The following is a 19,220-nucleotide window of genomic DNA, read 5'->3' on the forward strand; positions in this document are numbered from 1 at the left end:
ACGGAACGCTCCTCAGCCTTCGACGCGAACGGGCTGGCGCGAGAGTTCGGAGAACACTTCCGCACCATTCGGGCCGAGGATGACGATCTCTTCCAGCCGGACGCCGAAACGGTCGGTCAGATAGATGCCGGGCTCGATGGAAAAGACATTGCCGGCCCGCAAAACGACGTCGGAGGCCGCCGTGATATAGGGCCGCTCGTGGACGTCGATGCCCAGCCCATGGCCGGTGCGGTGCAGGAAGCGGTCGCCATAGCCGGCCGCGGCAATCGTCTCGCGGGCGGCGCGGTCGACGTCGGAGGCCTTGACGCCCGGACGGGCTGCCGCAATCGCGGCCTGCACCGCGCGCTCGACAACGGCGACGACCTCTTCGAAGCCTTCGGGCGGCGTGCCGCAATAGCCGACACGGGTCATGTCGCTCGGATAGCCATCCTTGCGGCCACCGATGTCCAGAAGGATGGCATCGCCCGCCTTCAGGCGGCGCTCGCCGGAATGGTGATGCGGAAACGCGCCATTCTCGCCGAAACAGACGATGACGAATTCGGCTGACGCACCTTGCACCTTGAACGTCTGCTTGATGACTTCGGCCGCTTCCAGCTCGCTCATGCCGGGCTTGAGCGCTGCAAAGGCCGCGCGCATCGTCTCGTCATCGATCAGCGCGTTCATCTTCAGGAGCTTGTATTCGCTCTCGTCCTTCGCGGCGCGCAGCGCGCCGACAGTGTCGGCCAGAAACTGGCGTTTCGCACCCGGAAAGGCATCGACGATCATCATGGCGAAGTCGGCGCGCATGGTTTCATCGAGTGCAATGGAAGGCGTCGTCATGTCGGAAATGCCGGTCTCGGCAAGCACGCGGGCAAAAGCGCTTGCCGGGCCTTCGGCATCCGACCAGGTGACGAAGGGAAGGTCGGTGTGTTGGCGGGCGCTGTCGGCATTCAGCGCCGGCATCAGGAAGGCGGCGGATTTCGGTCCGACGACGAGCATGACGGGACGCTCGTCGCCATGTGGATCGAAGCCGGCCAGCCATTTCATGTTGGAGGTCGGACCAACGAAGACGCCATCGGTTCCGGTTTCGGCCATCCGCGCGGTCAGCCGTTTCATGCGCGCCTCGAACATCGGCTTCGCTCCTGTCGTTCAATTGGGGAAAAAGAAAAGGCCGCCGGGATAATGCCGGCGGCCTCACATATCAGGGATCGTCAGTCCTTCTTGACCAGACGGTAGAAGACGAAGTCGGGCAGCGCGCCGTTGACATAGCCCGAAACGTTCTTGGCCATGGCGACCTGTGCTGCGGCCTGGAACATCAGGATGATCGGCGAGCTGGTCTGCACCTTCTTCTGCAGCTCGACATACATCGCGTCGCGCTTTGCCGGATCGGCTTCGGCGCGGGCGGCGAGCGTCGCCTTGTTCAGATCGTCCGGAACCGCCCAGGCGTTGCGCCAGGTCGTGGTCGACTGGTAGTGGCCGTCGCTGTTGTCGGCATTGTAGGCGAAGGCGGCCGCATTGGAATCCGGGTCCATGAAGTCAGGGCCCCAATAGAGCAGCATGGCTTCATGCGTGCGGGCGCGATACTTGGTGATGACCTGCGAGCCCGTGCCGGGGACGATCTTGAAGTCGATGCCGCCCTTGGCGAAGCTTGCCTGCAGCGCCTGCGCCATATCGGTGAAGGGCGAAGAATTGATGACATCGAGCGTTGCCGTGATCGGCGTCTTGACGCCGGCATCGGCCAGTATCTTCTTGGCCTTGTCCGGATCGTAGGTGTAGGGCGTGGCGTTCAGCGCGCCGGGGAAGCCCTTCGGCCAGAAGGCCTGGTGGATTTCCATCTGGCCCTTCAGGATCGTGTCCGTCATGCCCTTGTAGTCGACGAGGTAGCGTGCGGCTTCCCACACGGCCGGGTTGGTCAGATCCTTGTCCTTCTGGTTGAGGCTGAGGAAGTGGACGGCGGCCTGCGGATAGGTCTCGATCTTGAACGTGCCGGTGGTCTGCACGGCCGCGATCTGGTCCGGCGTCAGGTTCTTGGCGATATCGACATCGCCCGACTTCAGCATCAGCTGCTGGGTGGCGGACTCCGCAACGTGGCGAATGGCGACAGACTTCACCGCCGGCGCACCGGCGAAATAGGACGGGTTGGCGGCAAGGTTGAGCAACTGGCCGGGCTTGAACGCCTTGAGCACGAACGGGCCGGTGCCGGCCGAATTGGCCTTCAGCCAGGCATTGCCGAGATCGCCGCCCTTGTCGTTGGCTTCAACGGTCTTGCCGTCCACGATGGAGGCCGGGCGCGAGGCCAGAACGTTCAGCACGAAGGCGGACGAGAAGTCGCCCGAATATTTGACGACAACCGTCTTGCCGTCCGCCTTGACCATGCTGTCGAAATTGTCGGCGGTCCAGCCGAGCTGGGTCAGCAGGAAGGCCGGCGCCTTGTTCAGCTTGATGACGCGCTTGAAGGAATAGACGACGTCTTCGGCGCGCAGCGGATTGCCGGAGGAGAACTTGACGCCATCGCGCAGCGTGAAGGTGATCGTCTTGGCCGCATCGTCGGCCTTCCAGGACGTCGCAAGACCGGACGACAGCTTCTGCAGGTCGGTCGCGTCATACTGCACCAGGCGGTCATAGGTCTGGGTGACATATTCGCCGGACGAGAATTCATAGGCCTCGGCCGGGTCGATGCTGACGATGTCGTCGATGTTTTCGGCCACGACGAGCGTATCCTTCGGCGTGGCGGCATAGGCCTGCAAGGCCGTCAGCGGCATCAGTGCCGTGGCGGCAAAAAGGGCTGCGTGGAAATGTTTCATGGTCTCGTTCTCCTCTGTCTCAGGACATTCTTGTTCTGGTTCGGGCTTGGTGTGGTTCGGGGTCAGTCGGATTTCTGTCCGCCGACTTTCGGCGGGTTGGTGCGGTAGACGGGAACGGTGCCGGTCCAGAGCACGCGCACCGTCTCGTTCGTGTCGTTCCACCAGGCATGCGGGCGGTTGCCGCGAAAATGCAGGCTGTCGCCGGGCCGCATGATGTATTCCGCACCGTCGAGCATCTGGGTCAGCTTGCCTTCCAGCACGAAGAGAAGTTCCTCGCCTTCGTGGCTCACGGTTTCGGAATGAAAGCCCGGCGGAATGTTCAGCACGAAGGACGAGAGCTGGTTGCCGGCAAAGTCGGCTGCCACGCGCTCATAGATCACCTCGGAACCGGGCACCGAAAAGGTCTCCCGCTCGCCATGGCGGGTCAGCGCGTCGTCGGCGCCGGGCGAGGCGATGAAGTAGTCGACACCGACATTGAGGCTGTGGGCGATCTGCGCCAGCGTGCCGAGCGAGGGCGTGGCGAGATCGCGCTCCACCTGGCTCAGATAACCGGGCGTGATGCCGGCCGCCTCGCAGATGTCGCGCAGCGTCAATTGCAGTTGCTGCCGCCGGGCGCGGATCAGCGCGCCGACCTTCGGCTTCTGTGGTTCTTGTGTGGTCAGCGCGAGCGGTGAAGCAGTCATCATCCGGAACCAGTAAAATTTGTTTGATGAAAGCAAAATTATTTGTATGTTCCAAGCAGAATTTTACTGGAACTAAAATTTTTTTAGCCGAGGAGGCCGTGCGTGGCGACAGACACCCCCTTCCCTGAGACCGCGCCGAAGCGTGGTTCCGGGGCCAAGCGCACCAGGAAGGCGGCGTTTCACCTCGGCGGCATAGCGCTGTCGCTGATCGTGACGCTGCTGGGTCTCATCGCCATCACCTTCTTCATCGGCCGTGTCGTTCCGATCGATCCGGCGCTCGCCGTCGTCGGCGACCGTGCGCCGAAGGCCGTCTATGAGGCGGCCCGCGTGCAGCTTGGCCTCGACAAGCCGCTGATCGTGCAATTCGTGAATTATGTGAAGGCGGTTGCCACCGGCGATCTGGGCATGTCGGTCTCGACCGGCCGGCCGGTGCTGCAGGATCTGAAGGAAGTCTTCCCTGCGACGCTGGAGATGGCGACGCTCGGCATTCTCATCGGCATTGCGCTGGGCGTCCCCATGGGCGTTCATGCCGCGGCCCGTCAGGGCAGCTGGACCGACCAGATCATTCGCGTCGTCGGCCTTGCCGGCTATGCCATCCCGGCCTTCTGGCTCGGGCTTGTCGGGCTTGCGGTCTTTTATGCCCGCCTGCAATGGGTGGATGGACCCGGCCGCGTCGACATCGCCTATGACGGTCTCGTCACGCCGGTGACCGGCCTGATGCTGGTCGACAGCCTTCTCGCCGGCGAAACGGATATCTTCTTCAATGCCATCGGCCATCTCGTGCTGCCGGCAAGCATTCTCGGCTTTTTCAGCCTTGCCTATATCGCCCGGATGACGCGTTCCTTCATGCTCGACCAGTTGAACCAGGAATATATCACCACCGCCCGCGTCAAGGGTCTACCGGAGCGCGTTGTCCTCTGGCGTCATGCCTTCCGCCCGATCCTCGTGCCGCTGATCACCGTCTGCGCGCTCTCCTATGCCGCCCTTCTCGAAGGCTCGGTGATGATCGAGACGATCTTCTCCTGGCCGGGCATCGGCAACTACCTGACGGTCGCGCTACTGAATGCCGACATGGCCGCCGTGCTCGGCGCGACGCTGCTGATCGGCATGGTCTTCATTTTCATCAACAAGCTGAGCGACGCGCTTTATGACGTCCTCGACCCGCGCGCGAGGTAATCCGATGGCCTTTACCGATATGCGCAACTGGCTTCTCGATGAAAGCCCCGCCTCGCGCAATCAGGCCCGCTTCGGCCGCATCTTTCGCATTTCGCTCGCCTTTCGCGGCAATGCGCTGGCCATGGTCGGCCTCGTCATCGTGCTGGCGCTGATCGCCATGGCGGCCTTCGCGCCGTGGATCGCGACACATGACCCGATTGCGCAGGACACCTATGCGCGCCTGCGTCCGCCAAGTGCCGCCAACTGGATGGGCACGGACGAGCTTGGCCGCGACATCTGGTCCCGCGTGGTCTTCGGCGCGCGCATCACGCTGGCCATCGTCATTCTGGTCGCGGTTCTCGCCGCCCCCGCCGGCCTGCTGATCGGGGCCGCCGCCGGCTATCTCGGCGGCTGGGTCGATCGCGTGCTGATGGGCATCACCGACATCTTCCTCTCCATGCCGAAGCTCATTCTGGCGCTCGCACTCGTCGCGGCGCTTGGCCCCGGCATCGAGAACGCCATTCTCGCCATCGCCGTCACCTCCTGGCCGAGCTATGCCCGCATCGCGCGCGCCGAAACGCTGACCTTCAAGAATGCCGATTTCATCGCCGCGAGCCGGTTGCAGGGCGCGTCGAGTCTCCGCATCGTCATCGGCCATATCCTGCCGCTCTGCACCTCCTCGATGATCGTCCGCGTCACGCTCGACATGGCGGGCATCATCCTCACGGCCGCCGGCCTCGGCTTCATCGGTCTTGGCGCGCAGCCGCCGCTGCCCGAATGGGGCGCGATGATCGCGCGCGGCCGCACCTTCATCCTCGACCAGTGGTGGGTCGCCACCATGCCGGGCTTCGCCATCATCGTCGTCAGCCTCGGCTTCTGCTTCCTCGGCGACGGCTTGCGCGACGTCCTCGACCCCAAGAGCGGAGAAAAGCATTGAGCGCGCCCCTTCTTGCCGTGGAAAACCTGAAAGTCACCTTCCCCAGCCCCTCCGGCCCGGTGGATGTGGTCAAGGGCCTGTCTTTCGAGCTTGGCCGCGAGCGGCTCGGCATTGTCGGCGAAAGCGGCTCGGGCAAGTCCATGACCGGCCGCTCCATCCTCGGCCTCGTCCGCGCACCCGGCAAGGTCAGCGCCACGCGGCTGGAATTCGATGGCATCGATCTTCTCAAGCAGGGCGACAGGGCCATGCGCAAGATCCGCGGCGCCCGCATTTCCATGGTCATGCAGGACCCGAAATTCTCACTGAACCCTGTCATGACGGTCGGAGAGCAGATTGCCGAAGCCCTCGTCGCCCACAAGCGCCTGCCCCGCCGCGAGATCGCCGCGCGCGTGCGGGCCATGCTGGAGGCCGTGCGCATCAACGATCCGGATCGCGTCACCGGCCTTTACCCGCACGAGATTTCCGGCGGCATGGGCCAGCGCGTGATGATCGCCATGATGCTCATTCCCGAACCGGATATCCTGATCGCCGACGAGCCGACCTCGGCGCTCGATGTCTCGGTGCAGGCCCAGGTTCTCGACATCATCGATGACCTCGTGCGCAACAAGGGCATGGGCCTCATCCTGATCAGCCACGACCTCAATCTCGTCGCCCATTATTGCGACCGCGTGCTGGTGATGAATGGCGGCCGCGTCGTCGAGGATTGCGCCGCTTCGGAACTGAAGAATGCGCAGCATCCGTATACGCGCGGCCTGCTCGCCGCCCAGCCGCGGCTCGATGAGACGCGCGACGAACTCCCCGTCATCGACCGAACGACCTGGAGCGCCGCATGACCGCGATCCACATTGAAAACCTCGACGTCTCCTATGGCGAGACGCAGATCACCCACAATGTGAGTATCGACGTCGAGGAAGGCGGCAGCTTCGCTCTCGTCGGCGAAAGCGGCTCGGGCAAGTCGACCGTGCTGAAGGCGATTGCGGGCCTCGCGCCCGAATGGCGCGGCACGATCGAGATCTTCGGCAAGGCCCGCAGCCACGGCATCGATGCCGATTTTGCCCGCACCTGCCAGATGGTGTTCCAGGATCCTTACGGCTCGCTGCATCCGCGCAAGACGGTGGACGCGACGCTGATGGAGCCGCTGAACATTCAGGGTCTTTCCGACCACAACGAGCGCATCGTCGCCATCCTCAAGGATGTCGGCCTCGATAACCGTTTCCGCTTCCGCTATCCGCACCAGCTTTCCGGCGGCCAGCGTCAGCGTGTCGCCATTGCCCGCGCGCTGATCGTCGAGCCGAAGGTGCTGTTGCTCGACGAGCCGACCTCGGCGCTCGACGTCTCGGTGCAGGCCGAAATCCTCAACCTTCTGAAGCGACTGCGGCGCGAGCGCGGGCTGACCTATCTGATGGTCACCCACAACCTGCCCATCGTTTCCTTCCTTTGCGACCGTCTTGCCGTCATGCGCGGCGGGCGGATCGTGGAAACCGCCGATGCCGAAAACCTGAAAAAGGGGCATTTGCAGAACGAATACAGCCGGGAGCTTTTGCGGCTCTCTGCCCCTCCAGCCGTCTGACCATTCGGAGAATACCCATGAACAAGGATTACACCGCAGCGCTTGCGGATTTCGACCGCGCGATTGCCGCCGACACGACGGGCGACGCACCCTGGCTCGCGCTGCAGACGCTGGTGCGCGAGGTCATCGGCGCAAAACTCTTCACCGTCATGCTCTCCGACATGAAAGCCGGCCTTGCGCGCCGCGCCTATACGTCCGATCCGGTGAGCTACCCCGCCTCCGGCACCAAGCCGACGCATCGCAACGAGTGGTTCGACATCGTCCACGGCGAACGCCGCGCCTTCGTCGCCAACACGATCGAGGACATCGCCAAGGTGTTTCCGGATCATGAACTGATCAAGTCGCTTGGCTGCGAATCCGTCATCAACCTGCCGGTCTATATCGGCGGCGAGATGCTGGGCACCGTCAACTGCCTCGACGTAGCGCATCACTATACGCCCGAACGCGTCGAGCGGGCGACAAGCCTCCTCAACATCCCGGCCAAGCTCGCCTTCATGGTGGCTGGAAGGCTCTGAGCGGTCATGTGCGCGCCATCCGCAAGCGCGCCGGCCACTCAAAGGTGGCCGCGAACTTGTCGTTCTGTCAGTCGGCGAGGCCTATCATGACGGAGAGCATGTTGTTCAGGACCAATATGTCTTTGTCTGCCAGATGGCCGATAACGGGACCGCATTTGGCGCGCGGATAGGCCAGAATCTTATCCACCATGATCTGCGACGTGCTTTTCAATCCGTTGCCGGCCGACGGCTCGACGATGAGCCGGTAGAAGGGAGCGTCCGCCAGCGCGCTGGTCAGCAACACCACAAGAACACTGTCTGCGGCATCGAGTGAGTCTGATTGGATGACAACTGCCGGGCGCGGCTTGCCGTAGTCCCCCTGTGGGGCGACAGTGATAAGGTCGCCCCTTTTCACGTTTCAGGCCATTCAACAGCGGCGGCAATGAACTCCAGTGCTTCCGCTTCTTCCGGCCGGCCGCGCAAAGACAAGCCCTGCCGTCTGGCCTCCTCAATGAACTCCGGTTGATTTGGATCTGGCACCCAGATACGCAACTGCTTCATGCCCCGATGCTGTTGTTGCCGGCGGTAGCGTTGAAACTTGGTCAGTCCGTCTTCGATGCGCTTGGACCGTGGCATGTCTGACTCCAATTGGTTGCGCGCTACCTTACCAGAGGATTTTTATCCTGGCGATTTGTTTCTGCGGCGCGGCGCGTTCAATTGGATGCGCGAATGACACAACATCAGCGCTCATGTCTGTGGCACTTTCGATCCGGCGTGCCGCATCCGCCTTCCCGAGGTTGCGATCTACGCCTTGATCGATCTGTTGCGACCCGCATTCTTGGCGGCGTAGAGCGCCTTGTCGGCCAGTTCTACAAGCGATGCGGCCACCGAGGCATCCGTTGGAGTCATCGTTGCCCACCCGATACTAACCGTCACGGTGCCGAAGGGCGAACCTGAATGCGGCAGGGCGAGCGCCTTGAGCTTTTCCTGGATGCTCGCGATCAGGCTGCCGCTTTCCGCCGCATCTGCCAGAAGCAGCACGAACTCTTCACCGCCGTATCGTGCGACGAGGCCTGCGCTGCCAGGCAGGACCTCCTTCAGCAAATCCGCAATCCTTCTCAGGCATTCATCACCGGCAATGTGCCCATAGCCGTCGTTGAAGTTCTTGAAATAGTCGACATCCAGCATGGCAAGAGTGAGACTGGACCCGCTTCTCTGCGCTCGGCTCCACTCTGCCTCCAGCACCGCGTCAAACCGGCGGCGGTTGGCGACGCCCGTCAACGGATCCGTGATGCTCAGTTCGACCAGCCGGTCGTTTGCCTCCTGCAACCGTTCCGTTCTCTCCTGAACCTTCTCCTCCAGCCGGAGGCGGCCCTCCTGCACGCGCGTCGCCATCATCTGGAAGTCGCGGGCGAGTTGTCCGATCTCGTCCTGAGAGGCTGTCGGAAGATCGCCGGCATCGAGGCTCCCTTGCGACTTGCCTACCAGATTGACGGCCCTGATAAGCCTCTCCAGCGGCTGGCTGACCTGCTTGATCAGGACCGACCGGATGATGAACAGTTCCACCAGCAGCGTCAGAAGGCCTGTCGCGATCACGATGGCGAAATTCTGCAGCACGGCAGGCCGCATGAGCTCGAGCGGGTAGTGAATAGCCAAAATCCAGGGCGTCGAAGCAAGGGTGGTCACGGCAACGATTTCGCGATCCGTTTCAACCAGCTTGACCTCGTCCGGGCCGAGGCCTCTTGATGCCTTCAGGAGCGGGACCGACTGCACGAGCCCCAGCGACTTGATCGAAGCGCTGCCTTCACTGGTTTTGATATCTGCCAGATGGTCGCGCTCAAAAATGAGCGTTCCGTCGGCATCCGCCATGAACAGCGACCCATAGCTGCCCTTGATGGGTGGGCTGGCAACGCGACGCATGAGTTCATCGAGCAGAACATCGGAACAGGCGAGGATCACCCTCCGCCCCGGCTGCGCGCTAGCATCGGGCACCGCAACCGTCACCATCCAGCCATTGTTGGACGAGTCCCAATACATCTTGGTGAAGAACGGGTCCTTTTCGCGCTCGTCGAAGCCGCGCGTATAGAATTCGAAAGTCTCCAGTTTCAGAGCGTCCGGACCGGAATAGGTGAAAGCCTTGCCCACATCGACAGACTGGTAGATCGGAAACCCCTTCTCCGGAACGACGCCGTAGAAATTGAAAATTTCGCCCCTGCTGCTCGATCCGTATTTGAAGGCCAGCTCGAACGACAACGCAAACCGTGCCTTGACGTCGTCATTGGGCGAAACGTCGGGCGCATAGGTTGCGGACATGCCCTTGTACCGGCGCCCGTCCGCAAGCGGCTCACCTTCGAACACGCCCGGACGCTGCGTATAGGAACCGTCTTCATGCCGATAGAACACGTCATCAAATTCGGAAACGAGCTGCCGATGGCGGCTCTTGCCGTCATATTCGGCATGGAAATCCGAGACGAAGGTTCGAAGGCGACCCACGATCCCCAGGAACTGCAGGTTCTCTCTCTGGGCAACCTGCGCCGCCGTAAGCTCCAGCTGTCGCCGGACACCTTTTCGGATCGTATGGATATTAATGTAATACGAGCAAGCGGCAACAATCAGGGAAACTATAGAGATACGCAGGACAGCGCCATAGAGGGTCTTTTTAAGAATTGTACTTTTTGCGTCCATTGTATCCGCTTATGGCTTCATCCTTTGGGTGAAACACAAGCCATACGAAAGTTAAGAACACATATAGAGAGGCCACTAAGTTCGCTGGCGGTTGCAACCTGATTATCGCCCGGCCATCCGCTCTAAAAGGACGCGCGGCAGGTTCGATCGCGGGCGGGTTTCAGCTACCAGACCAGCCCCCGCGCTGCCACGTCTTCCACTCTTGTCACGACGCCATTGCGATGGAAGGTCATGATGTCGAAGAGATTGGAGACGACGCAGGTGTGATTGGGTACGATGCGGATCTTTTCGCCGATCTCCGGTCGCACGCCCACGATCTTCGACAGATCGACCGTGGCATGCTCTTCCGAAATGCCGGTGATGACGGCCTCGGGATAGCCAACGATCAGACCATAGTCCGAAAATCCGAGAAGGTCCGAGGTGAGAGCCTTGGAGCCGGCATCGAGGATGGCGCGGTCAGGCGTTGGTCGTGACACGACCGTTGCCAGAATATGCATGGCGCAGTCGTCCAGTGAGCAATGGCCGGCGCGCACCATCGAGCGGTCATTGTAGATATAGGTGCCGGCGCGATGTTCGGTCGCCGATGGCACGAGATGGGCCGAAAACAGGCTCGGCGTCCCACCATTCGAACGGATGGGGCATGCAATCCCGTCTTTCGCGAGAGCTGCGATCGTGGCGGTGAAGAATTGCTCCACGGCGGCTTCTCCGTGCGGCCTCGGATAGGTCATCAGCCCGCCGAACTGCAGGCCGTCGCTGCTGACGATGGCGTGCGAAAGGACGACGGCATCTTCCGGTGTCTGCACGCCGCAGCGCCCGCCGCCGGTGTCGCATTCGACCAGTACGGTCAATGGTTTGTGGCCGGCGAAATGGTCGGCGAGACCTCGCACGGTCTCAAGACTGTCGGCCACAACCTTGAGACCGGATATACGCTCGTTCAGGGCGGCGAGCCGCGTGTGCTTTTCGGCCCCGAGGATGTTGAATGTGATCAGGATGTCCTGAAAGCCTGCATCGGCGAAGACCTCTGCCTCGGTGATCTTCTGACAGTTGATGCCCGTTGCGCCGGCTGCAACCTGTTGTGCGGCAAGGGCGGGGATCTTGTGCGTCTTGATATGCGGACGGAAGGCCAGATTATGCGCTGACATGTAGTCCTGAACGCGTTTGATGTTGCCGGCCAGCCTGTCCTCATCGATCACGGGCAGCGGCGTGGAAAGGTTCAGAACGGCGTCGCCGGCATGCGGGCGCGGAGGTGTCATGTCAGGCAGCCTCATCTGCGTGCGGATTGTCCATGATCGGCCAGATGTCCCGGCGCACGCGCTTATAGGGATTGGTTGCGGGGTTGTTGGGATAGGGCGTGCCTGCCGAGCAATAGAGGATTTCGCTCGCGATCTTCGAAAACGCCGCATAGAAGTGATTGGTGGATTTGATGACGAGGATGCGTTTCGCTGTCGGGTCTATCCCGAGAGCGGTGAAAAGCGAGGGGTCGTAGCTCTGCACCCGGACGCTGCCGAGCACGATATCGATGCCGCGATAGTGAATATGCGCGGCATCACCAAACGGCGCGATACTGTCGCCGAAGCGCATTTCGGCATTCCGCTGAAGCCTGACCACCCTGACCGTTCCATCGATCGGGTTGCCGGTTCCGGGCGCGGATTTCGCCCCGAAGCGCAGCGGGATCTCCGCACCCTCGCCCGCCGCCATGCAGATCTGCACCGCAATCGGGTCCCAGATGAGGCCGATGGCGACATTTTCGACGCCGCGCGCCAGCAATTCTTCGAGGACAACGGTGGCGTCGCCCGCCGTTCCGCCGCCCGGATTGTCCCACATGTCGGCAATGACCACGGGTCCCATGGACGCCGCAAGTGCCTGCGAAACAGCTTGCCTTTCGTCGATCGACGGCATCAGGAACGTGCCACGTTTCGAGAAGAGCTCAAGTCCGAGCTTTCGCGCCAGCGCGGCGCCCTTTTCCGGCTTGCCGTTGGTGACGGCAATCATCTTCGTTCCCAATTCCGGCACATCGCCAGCCATGAAGCCGTGAATGACGGAGAGTGAAAGCACATCCTCGTCGCCGGCCTCAATGGCCGACAGATTGTCGACGAAGGAGCGCATGGGCTCGCGCGATGTCGGAAAGACGTCGATCATCCGGCAGTCGAACACCGACATGACGGGCGAAATGCGACCCTCCAGCGTATCGACGGCAATTCTCCAGAGGTCCTCGGCGCGCTCGACGAAATCCGTATGCGGGAATTCCTTGAAGACGACGAAGAAGTCAGCGGCCGCGACGCGTTTGGCCGTCAGATGGCTATGCGGATCAAGTTCCGCACAGACCAGGATATCCGGCCCGACGATCTCGCGGATGCGGGTGAGAAGATCGCCTTCCGGGTCGAGATAGCCGTCGGCAACCATGGCGCCGTGCAGACCCATGACCACGGCATCGACCGGCATGGCCGCGCGCAACTGATCGAGAATTTCGTCGCGCAGGCTTTCATAGGCTTGGCGGTTGATCAACCCGGCGGGGTCGGCCCATGCAGCGGTTCCCTCGATCAGCGTCCAGCCCTTCGCCGCACAGACCTTGCGCCCCACGGTGATTGGTGCGGTGCACAGTGTCGGTGTCGCGGGATGCTGTCCCGGAGGCGCATACAACGATTCCTCAAACGCGCGCCGATCGATGCAGATGGGCGAGAACGTGTTGGTTTCTGTTGCAAGGGCGGCGGTGAAGATGCGCAAGGTCTTGTCTTTCGCTGACAGGTTCAGTGGCTGGAGCAACTCCCGGAAAAGCGGTGACCGCCTTCCGTCCGGAATTGCGCAAAATGCTCTACCGGACACCCATCGGGTTCGGCAGATAGCCGGTAAAGCCGGAGATTTTCCAGCGCCCTTCGTGATAGCGACAGTAATAAAGCGTCTGCCATTGCATCACGTCCAGCGCGCCGTCGGATTTTTTGATGCCGCCGTTGAACTTCTTGCGAACCAGCGCGGTCTCTCCCTCGATTTCGATCTCTTTGAGCGTCGTCGTGGTGAAAATCGCAGCCCGTGGGTCCTCGCCATAGGTCTGCTTTCGAAAGTCCTGCGCCTGACGCAGCCATTCGTCCCGATAGGCGGTCAGATTGGGAAAGGCGAGGCGCCAATTGTCGGGGTTCGGGTCCCGGTTGCCAGAAACGCCGAGAAAGCCTTCCTCTACGAAATCATGCTCCACCATCGACCAGTCGGCTGCGAGGAATGCATCGATGTCGCGCGGGACCAGCATCTCCCAGATGGCGCGTCGGGCAGCGTCGCTCTCTGGAAAGGGATTCTTGAACGGATCGCGCATTTTTGGCCTTTCATCTAAATAGTTTTCATGATCGACGAAAATCTCTGGTCAAAATCCGTTCAATATGGTCCATTGTCAATGATTGAAGAAAATAATTTGCATGAGAGGACCTATGTCGATCAAACGCTATGGTGCCGAGCAGGCCGGTGCCGGTGGTCAGAAACTGCCTTTTGCCCGTGCGGTCGAAGCCGACGGATGGCTCCACGTGTCGGGTCAGGTCGCCATGGAAAATGGCGAGATCATCAACGGCGGCATTGTCGAGCAGACACATAAGGCGATCGGCAATCTGATCGCGATCCTGAAAGAAGCGGGCTATGGCGTTGAGCATGTGGTGCGCTGCGGCGTCTGGCTCGACGATCCGCGTGATTTCTGGACGTTCAACCGGATCTACCAGGACTATTTCGGTGAGCATCCGCCGGCGCGCGCCTGCGTGCAGTCGGCGATGATGGTGGACTGCAAGGTCGAGATCGACTGCGTTGCCTACAAACCGAAATCCTGAAGCCAGCCCCGCGCGGCAACCCGGAGGGCGTCATGGATATCTTCGCGACATTACAGGAGGAGCGGGCCCAGCTTTCGCCCTCCGAGCAGAGGATAGCGGATATCCTGCTGGGCGACGTCGACTTTGCGGTCGGCGCTTCCATTACCGAGCTGGCCGAACGCGCTGCGGTGTCGCCGCCGACGGTGACGCGTTTCTGCCGGCGTCTGGGCTGCCAGAGCTTTTCCGATTTCAAGGTCAATCTCGCCAAGACCTCCTTTGTCGGTGTGCGCTATCTCAATCCGGAAGCCAAGAGCACGGAGCCGGCCGATGTGGCCGAGGATGTCATCACCAAGGCGCAGAATGCGCTCTTTATGATGCATCGCGCGCTCGATCCGACAGTTCTGGAGAAGGTGGCTGACCGTTTGTCGCGCGCGGAAATGATCTATGCTTTCGGGTCCGGCGGCAATTCGTCGATGATCGCGAATGAGTTGCAAAATCGCCTCTTCCGCCTCGGTTCGCGCATTACGGCCAGCAACGACCACCATATGCAACTGATGCTGACGGCGGCTGCAGGCAACAACGACGTCATCATCGGCTCGTCCTTTTCCGGTCGAAACCAGGAGCTTGCGCGCTGCTTCGCGCTGGCCCACGAAAACGGGATTGCGACGATTGCGCTGACCCAGAGCGACAGCCCCGTTGCCCGCGCGGCCGAACTCGTGATCGGCATCGATCTGCCGGAGGGCGACAATATCTTTCGTCCGACCTCCACGCGTTTCGCCTATCTCGGCGTTGTGGATGTGATCGCGAGCCTTGTCGCCTATCGCAACCGCAAGCTCTCCACGGTGACGCTTCGCCATATCAAGCAACAACTGGTCGAACATCGTGACGAAGACGACCGCCAGGTTCTCGGAGACTGACATGAAAAGCGCTCTTGCCGTTGTCACAGGCGCGGCCGGCGATATCGGCCGGGCTATTGCCGCCCGCCTCGCCGACAGCCACGACAGGGTTGCCCTGGTCGATATCGATGATGAAGCCGTGCGCAAGGCGGCCGCCGATCTTGGGCCGGCCGACCGCTTCGTGCCGGTGGTGGCAGATGTCACGGATACGGCCAGTGTCGGCGCGATGGCGAAGACGCTTTCGGCTCTCGGCACGGTGCGCACGCTGGTCAACAACGCGGGCGCTGCGCGCGCCGTCAGCTTGCACGATACCGACGCGGATATCTGGCGCAAGGATGCAGCGCTGAACCTGGAAGCGGCCTTTCTGACCTTCCGTGCGCTGGAAGACGACCTCAAGCAGCTCGGCGGTTCGCTGATCAACATTGCTTCGGTGAACGGCATGGCGGTGTTCGGGCATCCTGCCTACAGCGCGGCGAAGGCAGGCCTCATTCACTTCACGCGGCTTGTTGCGGTCGAGTATGGCAAGTTTGGCATTCGCGCCAATTCGGTCGCGCCCGGCACAGTGCGGACTCAGGCCTGGGAGGCGCGGGCAGCCGCCAATCCGCAGGTCTTCGAGGAAGCGAAACGCTGGTATGCGCTGCAAAGGATCGCCACCGCCGAGGATGTCGCCAACGCCGTCTTCTTCCTGGCAAGTGATCAGGCAAAGGCGATCACCGGCGTATGCCTGCCGGTCGATTGCGGCCTGACTGCCGGGCAGGCGGAACTTGCCCGCACCTTCTCGCAATCCGAACACTATTGAACCGAATGAGACTTGAGAGCCGGAAGGGGAACCATATGGCCGATGCAGTTTTTCGTCTTGAGAATGCCTGGGAGCCGGTCGACGGCGACCCTTGCGGACGTTTCGTCTTCACGCTGATCAACCTGTCGAATGAGGCGTTAAGCGGCTTCAAGCTGGCCTATACGTCGTTGACCCGCATCAAGGATTCCGAAGTTCCGCGTTGCGAGAATGCGCTGTTCCTAAGCCGCAACGCCAATTTCCATCAGTACAAGCCCGAGGCCGGTTTTGTGCTGGAGCCGGGCGGGAGCTGGCGTTTCACCGTCGCTCCACTCTGGCGGCCTGCCCGTCATCGTACCGACGGCGCGAAATCCGCCTATGTTACCCTGGCCGACGGTCGTCATGTTGATGTGAGCGTGGACGACACGCTGCTGGCGGGGCGTCCCGCCGAGCCCGCACCTGTGCTGATGCCGCAGGGGCAAGCGAGGGAGCCGTTCAGCCTGCTGCCGTGGCCGGTGGCGGCCGAGCTTTCTGCCGGCGATACCGTTCCCGTCGCGCTTTATCCTGCCGACGGGGCGAGCCTTGAAGACCGGCAGGCCATGCAGGCGGTCGGTGCTCTCTATCGCCGCCTGTTCCAGATCGGCCATCAACCCTTCGCGCTGACGCCGGCGCATGAGGGCAAGGCGATCCGCTTTGCCCAGGACGAGAGCCTTGCGGCGGAAGCCTTCACGCTTGCCTTCGGCGAAGATGTGGTTCTGACCTATGGCGGTCGTGCGGGCCGACAATACGGTCTCACCGTGCTTGCGCAATTGCTGCATGGCTCGAGAACAGCGCCGGCCACATTCCGGTTCCCGGCGAAGGGCTGGATTGAAGATGCGCCGCGCTATGGCTGGCGCGGCTGTCATCTCGATGTCTCGCGGCAGTTCTATCCGGCGGCCGACGTCACACGCCTGATCGACATCATGGCCTGGATGCGGCTGAACGTCTTCCATTGGCACCTGACCGATGACGAAGCCTGGCGGCTGGAAATCAAGGCCTATCCGGAACTGACGACAACGGGCGTTCTGCGCGGACCGAATGAGCCCATGTTGCCGCAGCTCGGCAATGGCGCGGAGCCTGTCGGCGGATTTTACAGTCAGGACGAGGTGCGGGCGATCGTTGCGCATGCGAGCGTGTTGAGCGTCGAGGTCGTTCCGGAGATCGATATTCCCGGCCACAGCACCGCAATCCTTGTGGCGCTGCCTGAACTGGTCGATGGACAGGAAGCGCCGGACAGCTATCGCTCGGTCCAGGGTTATCCCAACAACGCGCTCAACCCCGCCATCGAAAAGACCTATGAATTCCTCGGCAAGGTCTTCGACGAGATGGTCGCGCTCTTCCCGTCCAGGCTCATCCATATTGGAGGCGACGAGGTCGCGGCCAATACATGGATGGCCTCGCCGCTGGCCCGGAAGCTCATGGAAAAGGAAGGCATCGACGGCACGTTCGGCCTTCAGAGCCATTTCATGAAGCGCATTCAGAAAATGCTGGCCGAGCGCGGACGCAAGCTGGCCGGATGGGATGAAGTCAGCCATGGCGGCGGCGTCGATCCGGACGGTACCCTGCTGATGGCCTGGCAGAAGCCGGAAGTGGGCGTGGAGCTTGCCCGTCAGGGCTATGACGTCGTCATGACACCCGGCCAGGCCTATTACCTCGACATGGTACAGGATGAGGCCTTCCAGGAGCCGGGCGCGAGTTGGGCCGGCACCGTACCGCCGAAGCACACTTACACCTATGAGGCGGTGGGCGAGTTTCCCGAGGCGCTGAAGCCGCGGATGCGCGGCGTGCAGGCCTGCATCTGGTCCGAGCATTTTCTCAACCGGGATTATTTCAACCATCTCGTCTTCCCGCGCCTTGGCGCTGTGGCGGAAGCGGCATGGACGCCGAAGGAGCGCAAGGACTGGCTGCGCTTTGCCGCCGTTGCACCGCTCATGCCGCGCCTTTGATTGAAAAAGGAATTTCATCATGACGTTTCGTATTGCCGTTGGCGGCATTCATACCGAGTGCTCCACGTCGTCGCCTGTATTGATGCAACCCGAGGACTTCCGGGTTCTGCGCGGTAACGACCTTCTGAGCGCGGAGTATTTCAATTTTCTCGAAGGCGAGGGGCTGGAACATCTGCCCCTGCTGCATGCCCGCGCGGTGCCCGGTGGCCCGGTGGCGCGCCACACCTATGAGGCGTTCAAGGCGGAATTTCTGGAAAAGCTGCAAGCCGCCCTGCCCGTTGACGGGCTTTATCTCGCCATGCATGGCGCGATGCATGTCGAGGGCATGGAGGACGCGGAAGGCGACTGGATTTCGGCCGCCCGCGCCGTCGTCGGCCCCGATGTGCCGGTGGCTGCAAGCTACGATCTGCACGGCAATGTGACGCAGCGGATTGTCGACCAGCTCGATATTTTCGCCGGCTATCGCACTGCGCCGCATATCGACGTGCGCGAAACCATGGTGCGCGCCTGGTCCATGCTGGTGCGGACGTTGACGACGGGCGAGAAGCCGGGGGTTGTCTGGGCGCCGGTGCCGGTTCTCATGCCCGGCGAGCGCTCCTCTACCGAAGACGAGCCCGCGAAGAGCCTCTACGCAAAATTGCCGGATTACGACCGCCTGCCGGGCATCTGGGATGCGAATCTCATGGTGGGCTATGTCTGGGCCGACGAGCCGCGCGGGACCGCCTGTGCTGTCGTGACCGCCGCCGACCGGGCAGCCGCCGCAGAGGTCGCGGAAGCGATTGCGATGTCCTATTGGGAGGCCCGGGCGGAGTTCTGCTTTGGCCCGGTGACGGGACCGCTGGAGGAGATGCTGGCCATCGTCGCCCGCACCGAAACCCGGCCCATCGTGCTCGCCGATTCCGGCGATAACCCGACCGGCGGCGGTGTCGGTGACCGGGCCGATGTGCTCAAGGCGTTGATCGCGCGCGGCTTTGAGGGCGCGGTGGTTGGCGGCATCACCGACCGGCCCGCCGTGGACGCCTGCTTTGCGGCGGGCGAAGGCGCGCAATTGCGGATCAGGATCGGCGGTTCGCTCGATCCCGCAAGTCCCTTTGTCGAGACCGATGTGACGGTCGTGCGGCTCGATGATCCGGGCATCGCGGCGGATCGGCAGGCTGTCGTGAGCGTGGGCGGGATCACCGTGATCCTGGCCGCCAAGCGGCGCCCCTATCACAATCTTTCCGACTTCCAGCGCCATGGCATCGACCCTGAGAAGGTTCGGCTTCTGGTGGTGAAATCCGGCTATCTCTCTCCGGAACTTGCCCCGATCGCCAATCCCAATCTGATGGCGCTGACCGACGGGGTCATCAATCAGGATATCGAGAAACTACCCAACCATCGCCGCAAGGTGCCGACCTATCCGTTCCAGAAGGATTTCGATTTCGTCGCGGGGGCCCAGCCCTCGGCGCGCTGGGCGAGCCGCGATGAATAAATCG

At 62.0% G+C, this 19,220-nt stretch carries 20 protein-coding genes; 11 read left to right on the forward strand and 9 right to left on the reverse strand.

The genetic code is table 11. From position 1 onward, the window contains the following. Window positions 1–12: 12 nt before the first annotated feature. The 3 genes from ABID16_RS12035 to ABID16_RS12045 form a co-directional block, all read right to left on the reverse strand. On the reverse strand, window positions 13–1,110 hold the full coding sequence (locus ABID16_RS12035; RefSeq protein ID WP_354556594.1) for a M24 family metallopeptidase: 1,098 nt from the start codon (window positions 1,108–1,110) through the stop codon (window positions 13–15). A gap of 80 nt (window positions 1,111–1,190) precedes the next feature. After that, window positions 1,191–2,783, reverse strand: coding sequence for an ABC transporter substrate-binding protein (locus ABID16_RS12040; RefSeq protein WP_354556595.1), 1,593 nt, complete (start codon window positions 2,781–2,783; stop codon window positions 1,191–1,193). Between the two features lie 62 nt (window positions 2,784–2,845). After that, window positions 2,846–3,466 (reverse strand): helix-turn-helix domain-containing protein, encoded by a 621-nt coding sequence (locus ABID16_RS12045; protein ID WP_354556596.1) that lies wholly within the window; start codon window positions 3,464–3,466, stop codon window positions 2,846–2,848. Window positions 3,467–3,568: 102 nt separating this feature from the next. Between ABID16_RS12045 and ABID16_RS12050 the strand changes: the two genes are divergently transcribed. Genes ABID16_RS12050 through ABID16_RS12070 form a run of 5 tightly spaced genes read left to right on the forward strand, consistent with a single transcriptional unit; the run spans window position 3,569 to window position 7,643 of the window. Beyond that, the gene (locus tag ABID16_RS12050) at window positions 3,569–4,642 is read left to right on the forward strand and encodes an ABC transporter permease (protein WP_435532413.1); all 1,074 of its coding nucleotides are present in this window, start codon (window positions 3,569–3,571) and stop codon (window positions 4,640–4,642) included. Between the two features lie 4 nt (window positions 4,643–4,646). Continuing rightward, complete coding sequence (locus ABID16_RS12055) at window positions 4,647–5,558, forward strand: ABC transporter permease (protein WP_354556597.1); 912 nt, start codon at window positions 4,647–4,649, stop codon at window positions 5,556–5,558. Further along, complete coding sequence (locus ABID16_RS12060) at window positions 5,555–6,391, forward strand: ABC transporter ATP-binding protein (RefSeq protein ID WP_354556598.1); 837 nt, start codon at window positions 5,555–5,557, stop codon at window positions 6,389–6,391. The genes ABID16_RS12055 and ABID16_RS12060 overlap by 4 nt, the downstream gene beginning before the upstream one ends. Next, window positions 6,388–7,128 carry an ABC transporter ATP-binding protein gene (locus ABID16_RS12065; protein WP_354556599.1) on the forward strand — a complete coding sequence of 247 codons (741 nt, stop codon included), beginning with the start codon at window positions 6,388–6,390 and terminating at the stop codon, window positions 7,126–7,128. The genes ABID16_RS12060 and ABID16_RS12065 overlap by 4 nt, the downstream gene beginning before the upstream one ends. Before the next feature lie 17 nt (window positions 7,129–7,145). Then, a complete protein-coding gene (locus ABID16_RS12070) occupies window positions 7,146–7,643 on the forward strand; it encodes a GAF domain-containing protein (RefSeq protein ID WP_354556600.1) in 498 nt (165 codons plus the stop codon). A gap of 67 nt (window positions 7,644–7,710) precedes the next feature. On the opposite strand, the gene ABID16_RS12075 is transcribed toward ABID16_RS12070, so the two are convergent. From ABID16_RS12075 to ABID16_RS12085, 3 genes are all read right to left on the reverse strand, one after another. Continuing rightward, complete coding sequence (locus ABID16_RS12075; protein ID WP_354556601.1) at window positions 7,711–8,037, reverse strand: type II toxin-antitoxin system PemK/MazF family toxin; 327 nt, start codon at window positions 8,035–8,037, stop codon at window positions 7,711–7,713. Beyond that, window positions 8,034–8,258, reverse strand: coding sequence for an antitoxin MazE-like protein (locus tag ABID16_RS12080; protein ID WP_354556602.1), 225 nt, complete (start codon window positions 8,256–8,258; stop codon window positions 8,034–8,036). Before ABID16_RS12080 ends, ABID16_RS12075 begins: the two co-directional genes overlap by 4 nt. A gap of 168 nt (window positions 8,259–8,426) precedes the next feature. Next, complete coding sequence (locus ABID16_RS12085) at window positions 8,427–10,025, reverse strand: sensor domain-containing diguanylate cyclase (protein WP_354556603.1); 1,599 nt, start codon at window positions 10,023–10,025, stop codon at window positions 8,427–8,429. On the opposite strand from ABID16_RS12085, the gene ABID16_RS12090 reads away from it, so the two are divergent. Continuing rightward, window positions 10,011–10,409 carry a hypothetical protein gene (locus ABID16_RS12090; protein ID WP_354556604.1) on the forward strand — a complete coding sequence of 133 codons (399 nt, stop codon included), beginning with the start codon at window positions 10,011–10,013 and terminating at the stop codon, window positions 10,407–10,409. The genes ABID16_RS12085 and ABID16_RS12090 overlap by 15 nt on opposite strands. A 62-nt stretch (window positions 10,410–10,471) precedes the next feature. Here ABID16_RS12090 and ABID16_RS12095 read toward each other — a convergent pair whose 3' ends face one another. From ABID16_RS12095 to ABID16_RS12105, 3 genes are all read right to left on the reverse strand, one after another. Continuing rightward, window positions 10,472–11,560, reverse strand: a complete 1,089-nt coding sequence (locus ABID16_RS12095) for a D-TA family PLP-dependent enzyme (protein WP_354556605.1) — start codon at window positions 11,558–11,560, stop codon at window positions 10,472–10,474. Window position 11,561: 1 nt separating this feature from the next. Beyond that, entirely contained in the window at window positions 11,562–13,031 is a 1,470-nt protein-coding gene (locus ABID16_RS12100) for a M81 family metallopeptidase (RefSeq protein WP_354556606.1), read from the reverse strand. Window positions 13,032–13,119: 88 nt separating this feature from the next. Continuing rightward, a complete protein-coding gene (locus ABID16_RS12105) occupies window positions 13,120–13,611 on the reverse strand; it encodes a hypothetical protein (protein ID WP_354556607.1) in 492 nt (163 codons plus the stop codon). Window positions 13,612–13,723: 112 nt separating this feature from the next. On the opposite strand from ABID16_RS12105, the gene ABID16_RS12110 reads away from it, so the two are divergent. Genes ABID16_RS12110 through ABID16_RS12130 form a run of 5 tightly spaced genes read left to right on the forward strand, consistent with a single transcriptional unit; the run spans window position 13,724 to window position 19,216 of the window. After that, complete coding sequence (locus ABID16_RS12110) at window positions 13,724–14,110, forward strand: RidA family protein (protein ID WP_354556608.1); 387 nt, start codon at window positions 13,724–13,726, stop codon at window positions 14,108–14,110. Window positions 14,111–14,142: 32 nt separating this feature from the next. Beyond that, complete coding sequence (locus tag ABID16_RS12115) at window positions 14,143–15,006, forward strand: MurR/RpiR family transcriptional regulator (RefSeq protein WP_354556609.1); 864 nt, start codon at window positions 14,143–14,145, stop codon at window positions 15,004–15,006. A gap of 1 nt (window position 15,007) precedes the next feature. Further along, window positions 15,008–15,784, forward strand: coding sequence for an SDR family oxidoreductase (locus ABID16_RS12120; protein WP_354556610.1), 777 nt, complete (start codon window positions 15,008–15,010; stop codon window positions 15,782–15,784). A 35-nt stretch (window positions 15,785–15,819) separates the two neighbouring features. Continuing rightward, window positions 15,820–17,745 carry a beta-N-acetylhexosaminidase gene (locus ABID16_RS12125; RefSeq protein ID WP_354556611.1) on the forward strand — a complete coding sequence of 642 codons (1,926 nt, stop codon included), beginning with the start codon at window positions 15,820–15,822 and terminating at the stop codon, window positions 17,743–17,745. Window positions 17,746–17,764: 19 nt separating this feature from the next. Continuing rightward, window positions 17,765–19,216 carry a M81 family metallopeptidase gene (locus ABID16_RS12130; RefSeq protein WP_354556612.1) on the forward strand — a complete coding sequence of 484 codons (1,452 nt, stop codon included), beginning with the start codon at window positions 17,765–17,767 and terminating at the stop codon, window positions 19,214–19,216. Window positions 19,217–19,220 lie beyond the last annotated feature (4 nt).

This window comes from Limnomicrobium aquaticum (assembly GCF_040545545.1).
Lineage (GTDB): Bacteria > Pseudomonadota > Alphaproteobacteria > Rhizobiales > Rhizobiaceae > Ensifer_A > Ensifer_A aquaticum.

Bases quoted from the DNA above. Each gene is read 5' to 3' on its own strand.
- ABID16_RS12035 (WP_354556594.1), bottom strand. From the start codon at position 1,110: ATGTTCGAGGCGCGCATGAAACGGCTGACCGCGCGGATGGCCGAAACC.
- ABID16_RS12040 (WP_354556595.1), bottom strand. From the start codon at position 2,783: ATGAAACATTTCCACGCAGCCCTTTTTGCCGCCACGGCACTGATGCCG.
- ABID16_RS12045 (WP_354556596.1), bottom strand. From the start codon at position 3,466: ATGACTGCTTCACCGCTCGCGCTGACCACACAAGAACCACAGAAGCCG.
- ABID16_RS12055 (WP_354556597.1), top strand. From the start codon at position 4,647: ATGGCCTTTACCGATATGCGCAACTGGCTTCTCGATGAAAGCCCCGCC.
- ABID16_RS12065 (WP_354556599.1), top strand. From the start codon at position 6,388: ATGACCGCGATCCACATTGAAAACCTCGACGTCTCCTATGGCGAGACG.
- ABID16_RS12070 (WP_354556600.1), top strand. From the start codon at position 7,146: ATGAACAAGGATTACACCGCAGCGCTTGCGGATTTCGACCGCGCGATT.
- ABID16_RS12080 (WP_354556602.1), bottom strand. From the start codon at position 8,258: ATGCCACGGTCCAAGCGCATCGAAGACGGACTGACCAAGTTTCAACGC.
- ABID16_RS12090 (WP_354556604.1), top strand. From the start codon at position 10,011: ATGCCGATAGAACACGTCATCAAATTCGGAAACGAGCTGCCGATGGCG.
- ABID16_RS12095 (WP_354556605.1), bottom strand. From the start codon at position 11,560: ATGACACCTCCGCGCCCGCATGCCGGCGACGCCGTTCTGAACCTTTCC.
- ABID16_RS12105 (WP_354556607.1), bottom strand. From the start codon at position 13,611: ATGCGCGATCCGTTCAAGAATCCCTTTCCAGAGAGCGACGCTGCCCGA.
- ABID16_RS12110 (WP_354556608.1), top strand. From the start codon at position 13,724: ATGTCGATCAAACGCTATGGTGCCGAGCAGGCCGGTGCCGGTGGTCAG.
- ABID16_RS12115 (WP_354556609.1), top strand. From the start codon at position 14,143: ATGGATATCTTCGCGACATTACAGGAGGAGCGGGCCCAGCTTTCGCCC.
- ABID16_RS12120 (WP_354556610.1), top strand. From the start codon at position 15,008: ATGAAAAGCGCTCTTGCCGTTGTCACAGGCGCGGCCGGCGATATCGGC.
- ABID16_RS12125 (WP_354556611.1), top strand. From the start codon at position 15,820: ATGGCCGATGCAGTTTTTCGTCTTGAGAATGCCTGGGAGCCGGTCGAC.
- ABID16_RS12130 (WP_354556612.1), top strand. From the start codon at position 17,765: ATGACGTTTCGTATTGCCGTTGGCGGCATTCATACCGAGTGCTCCACG.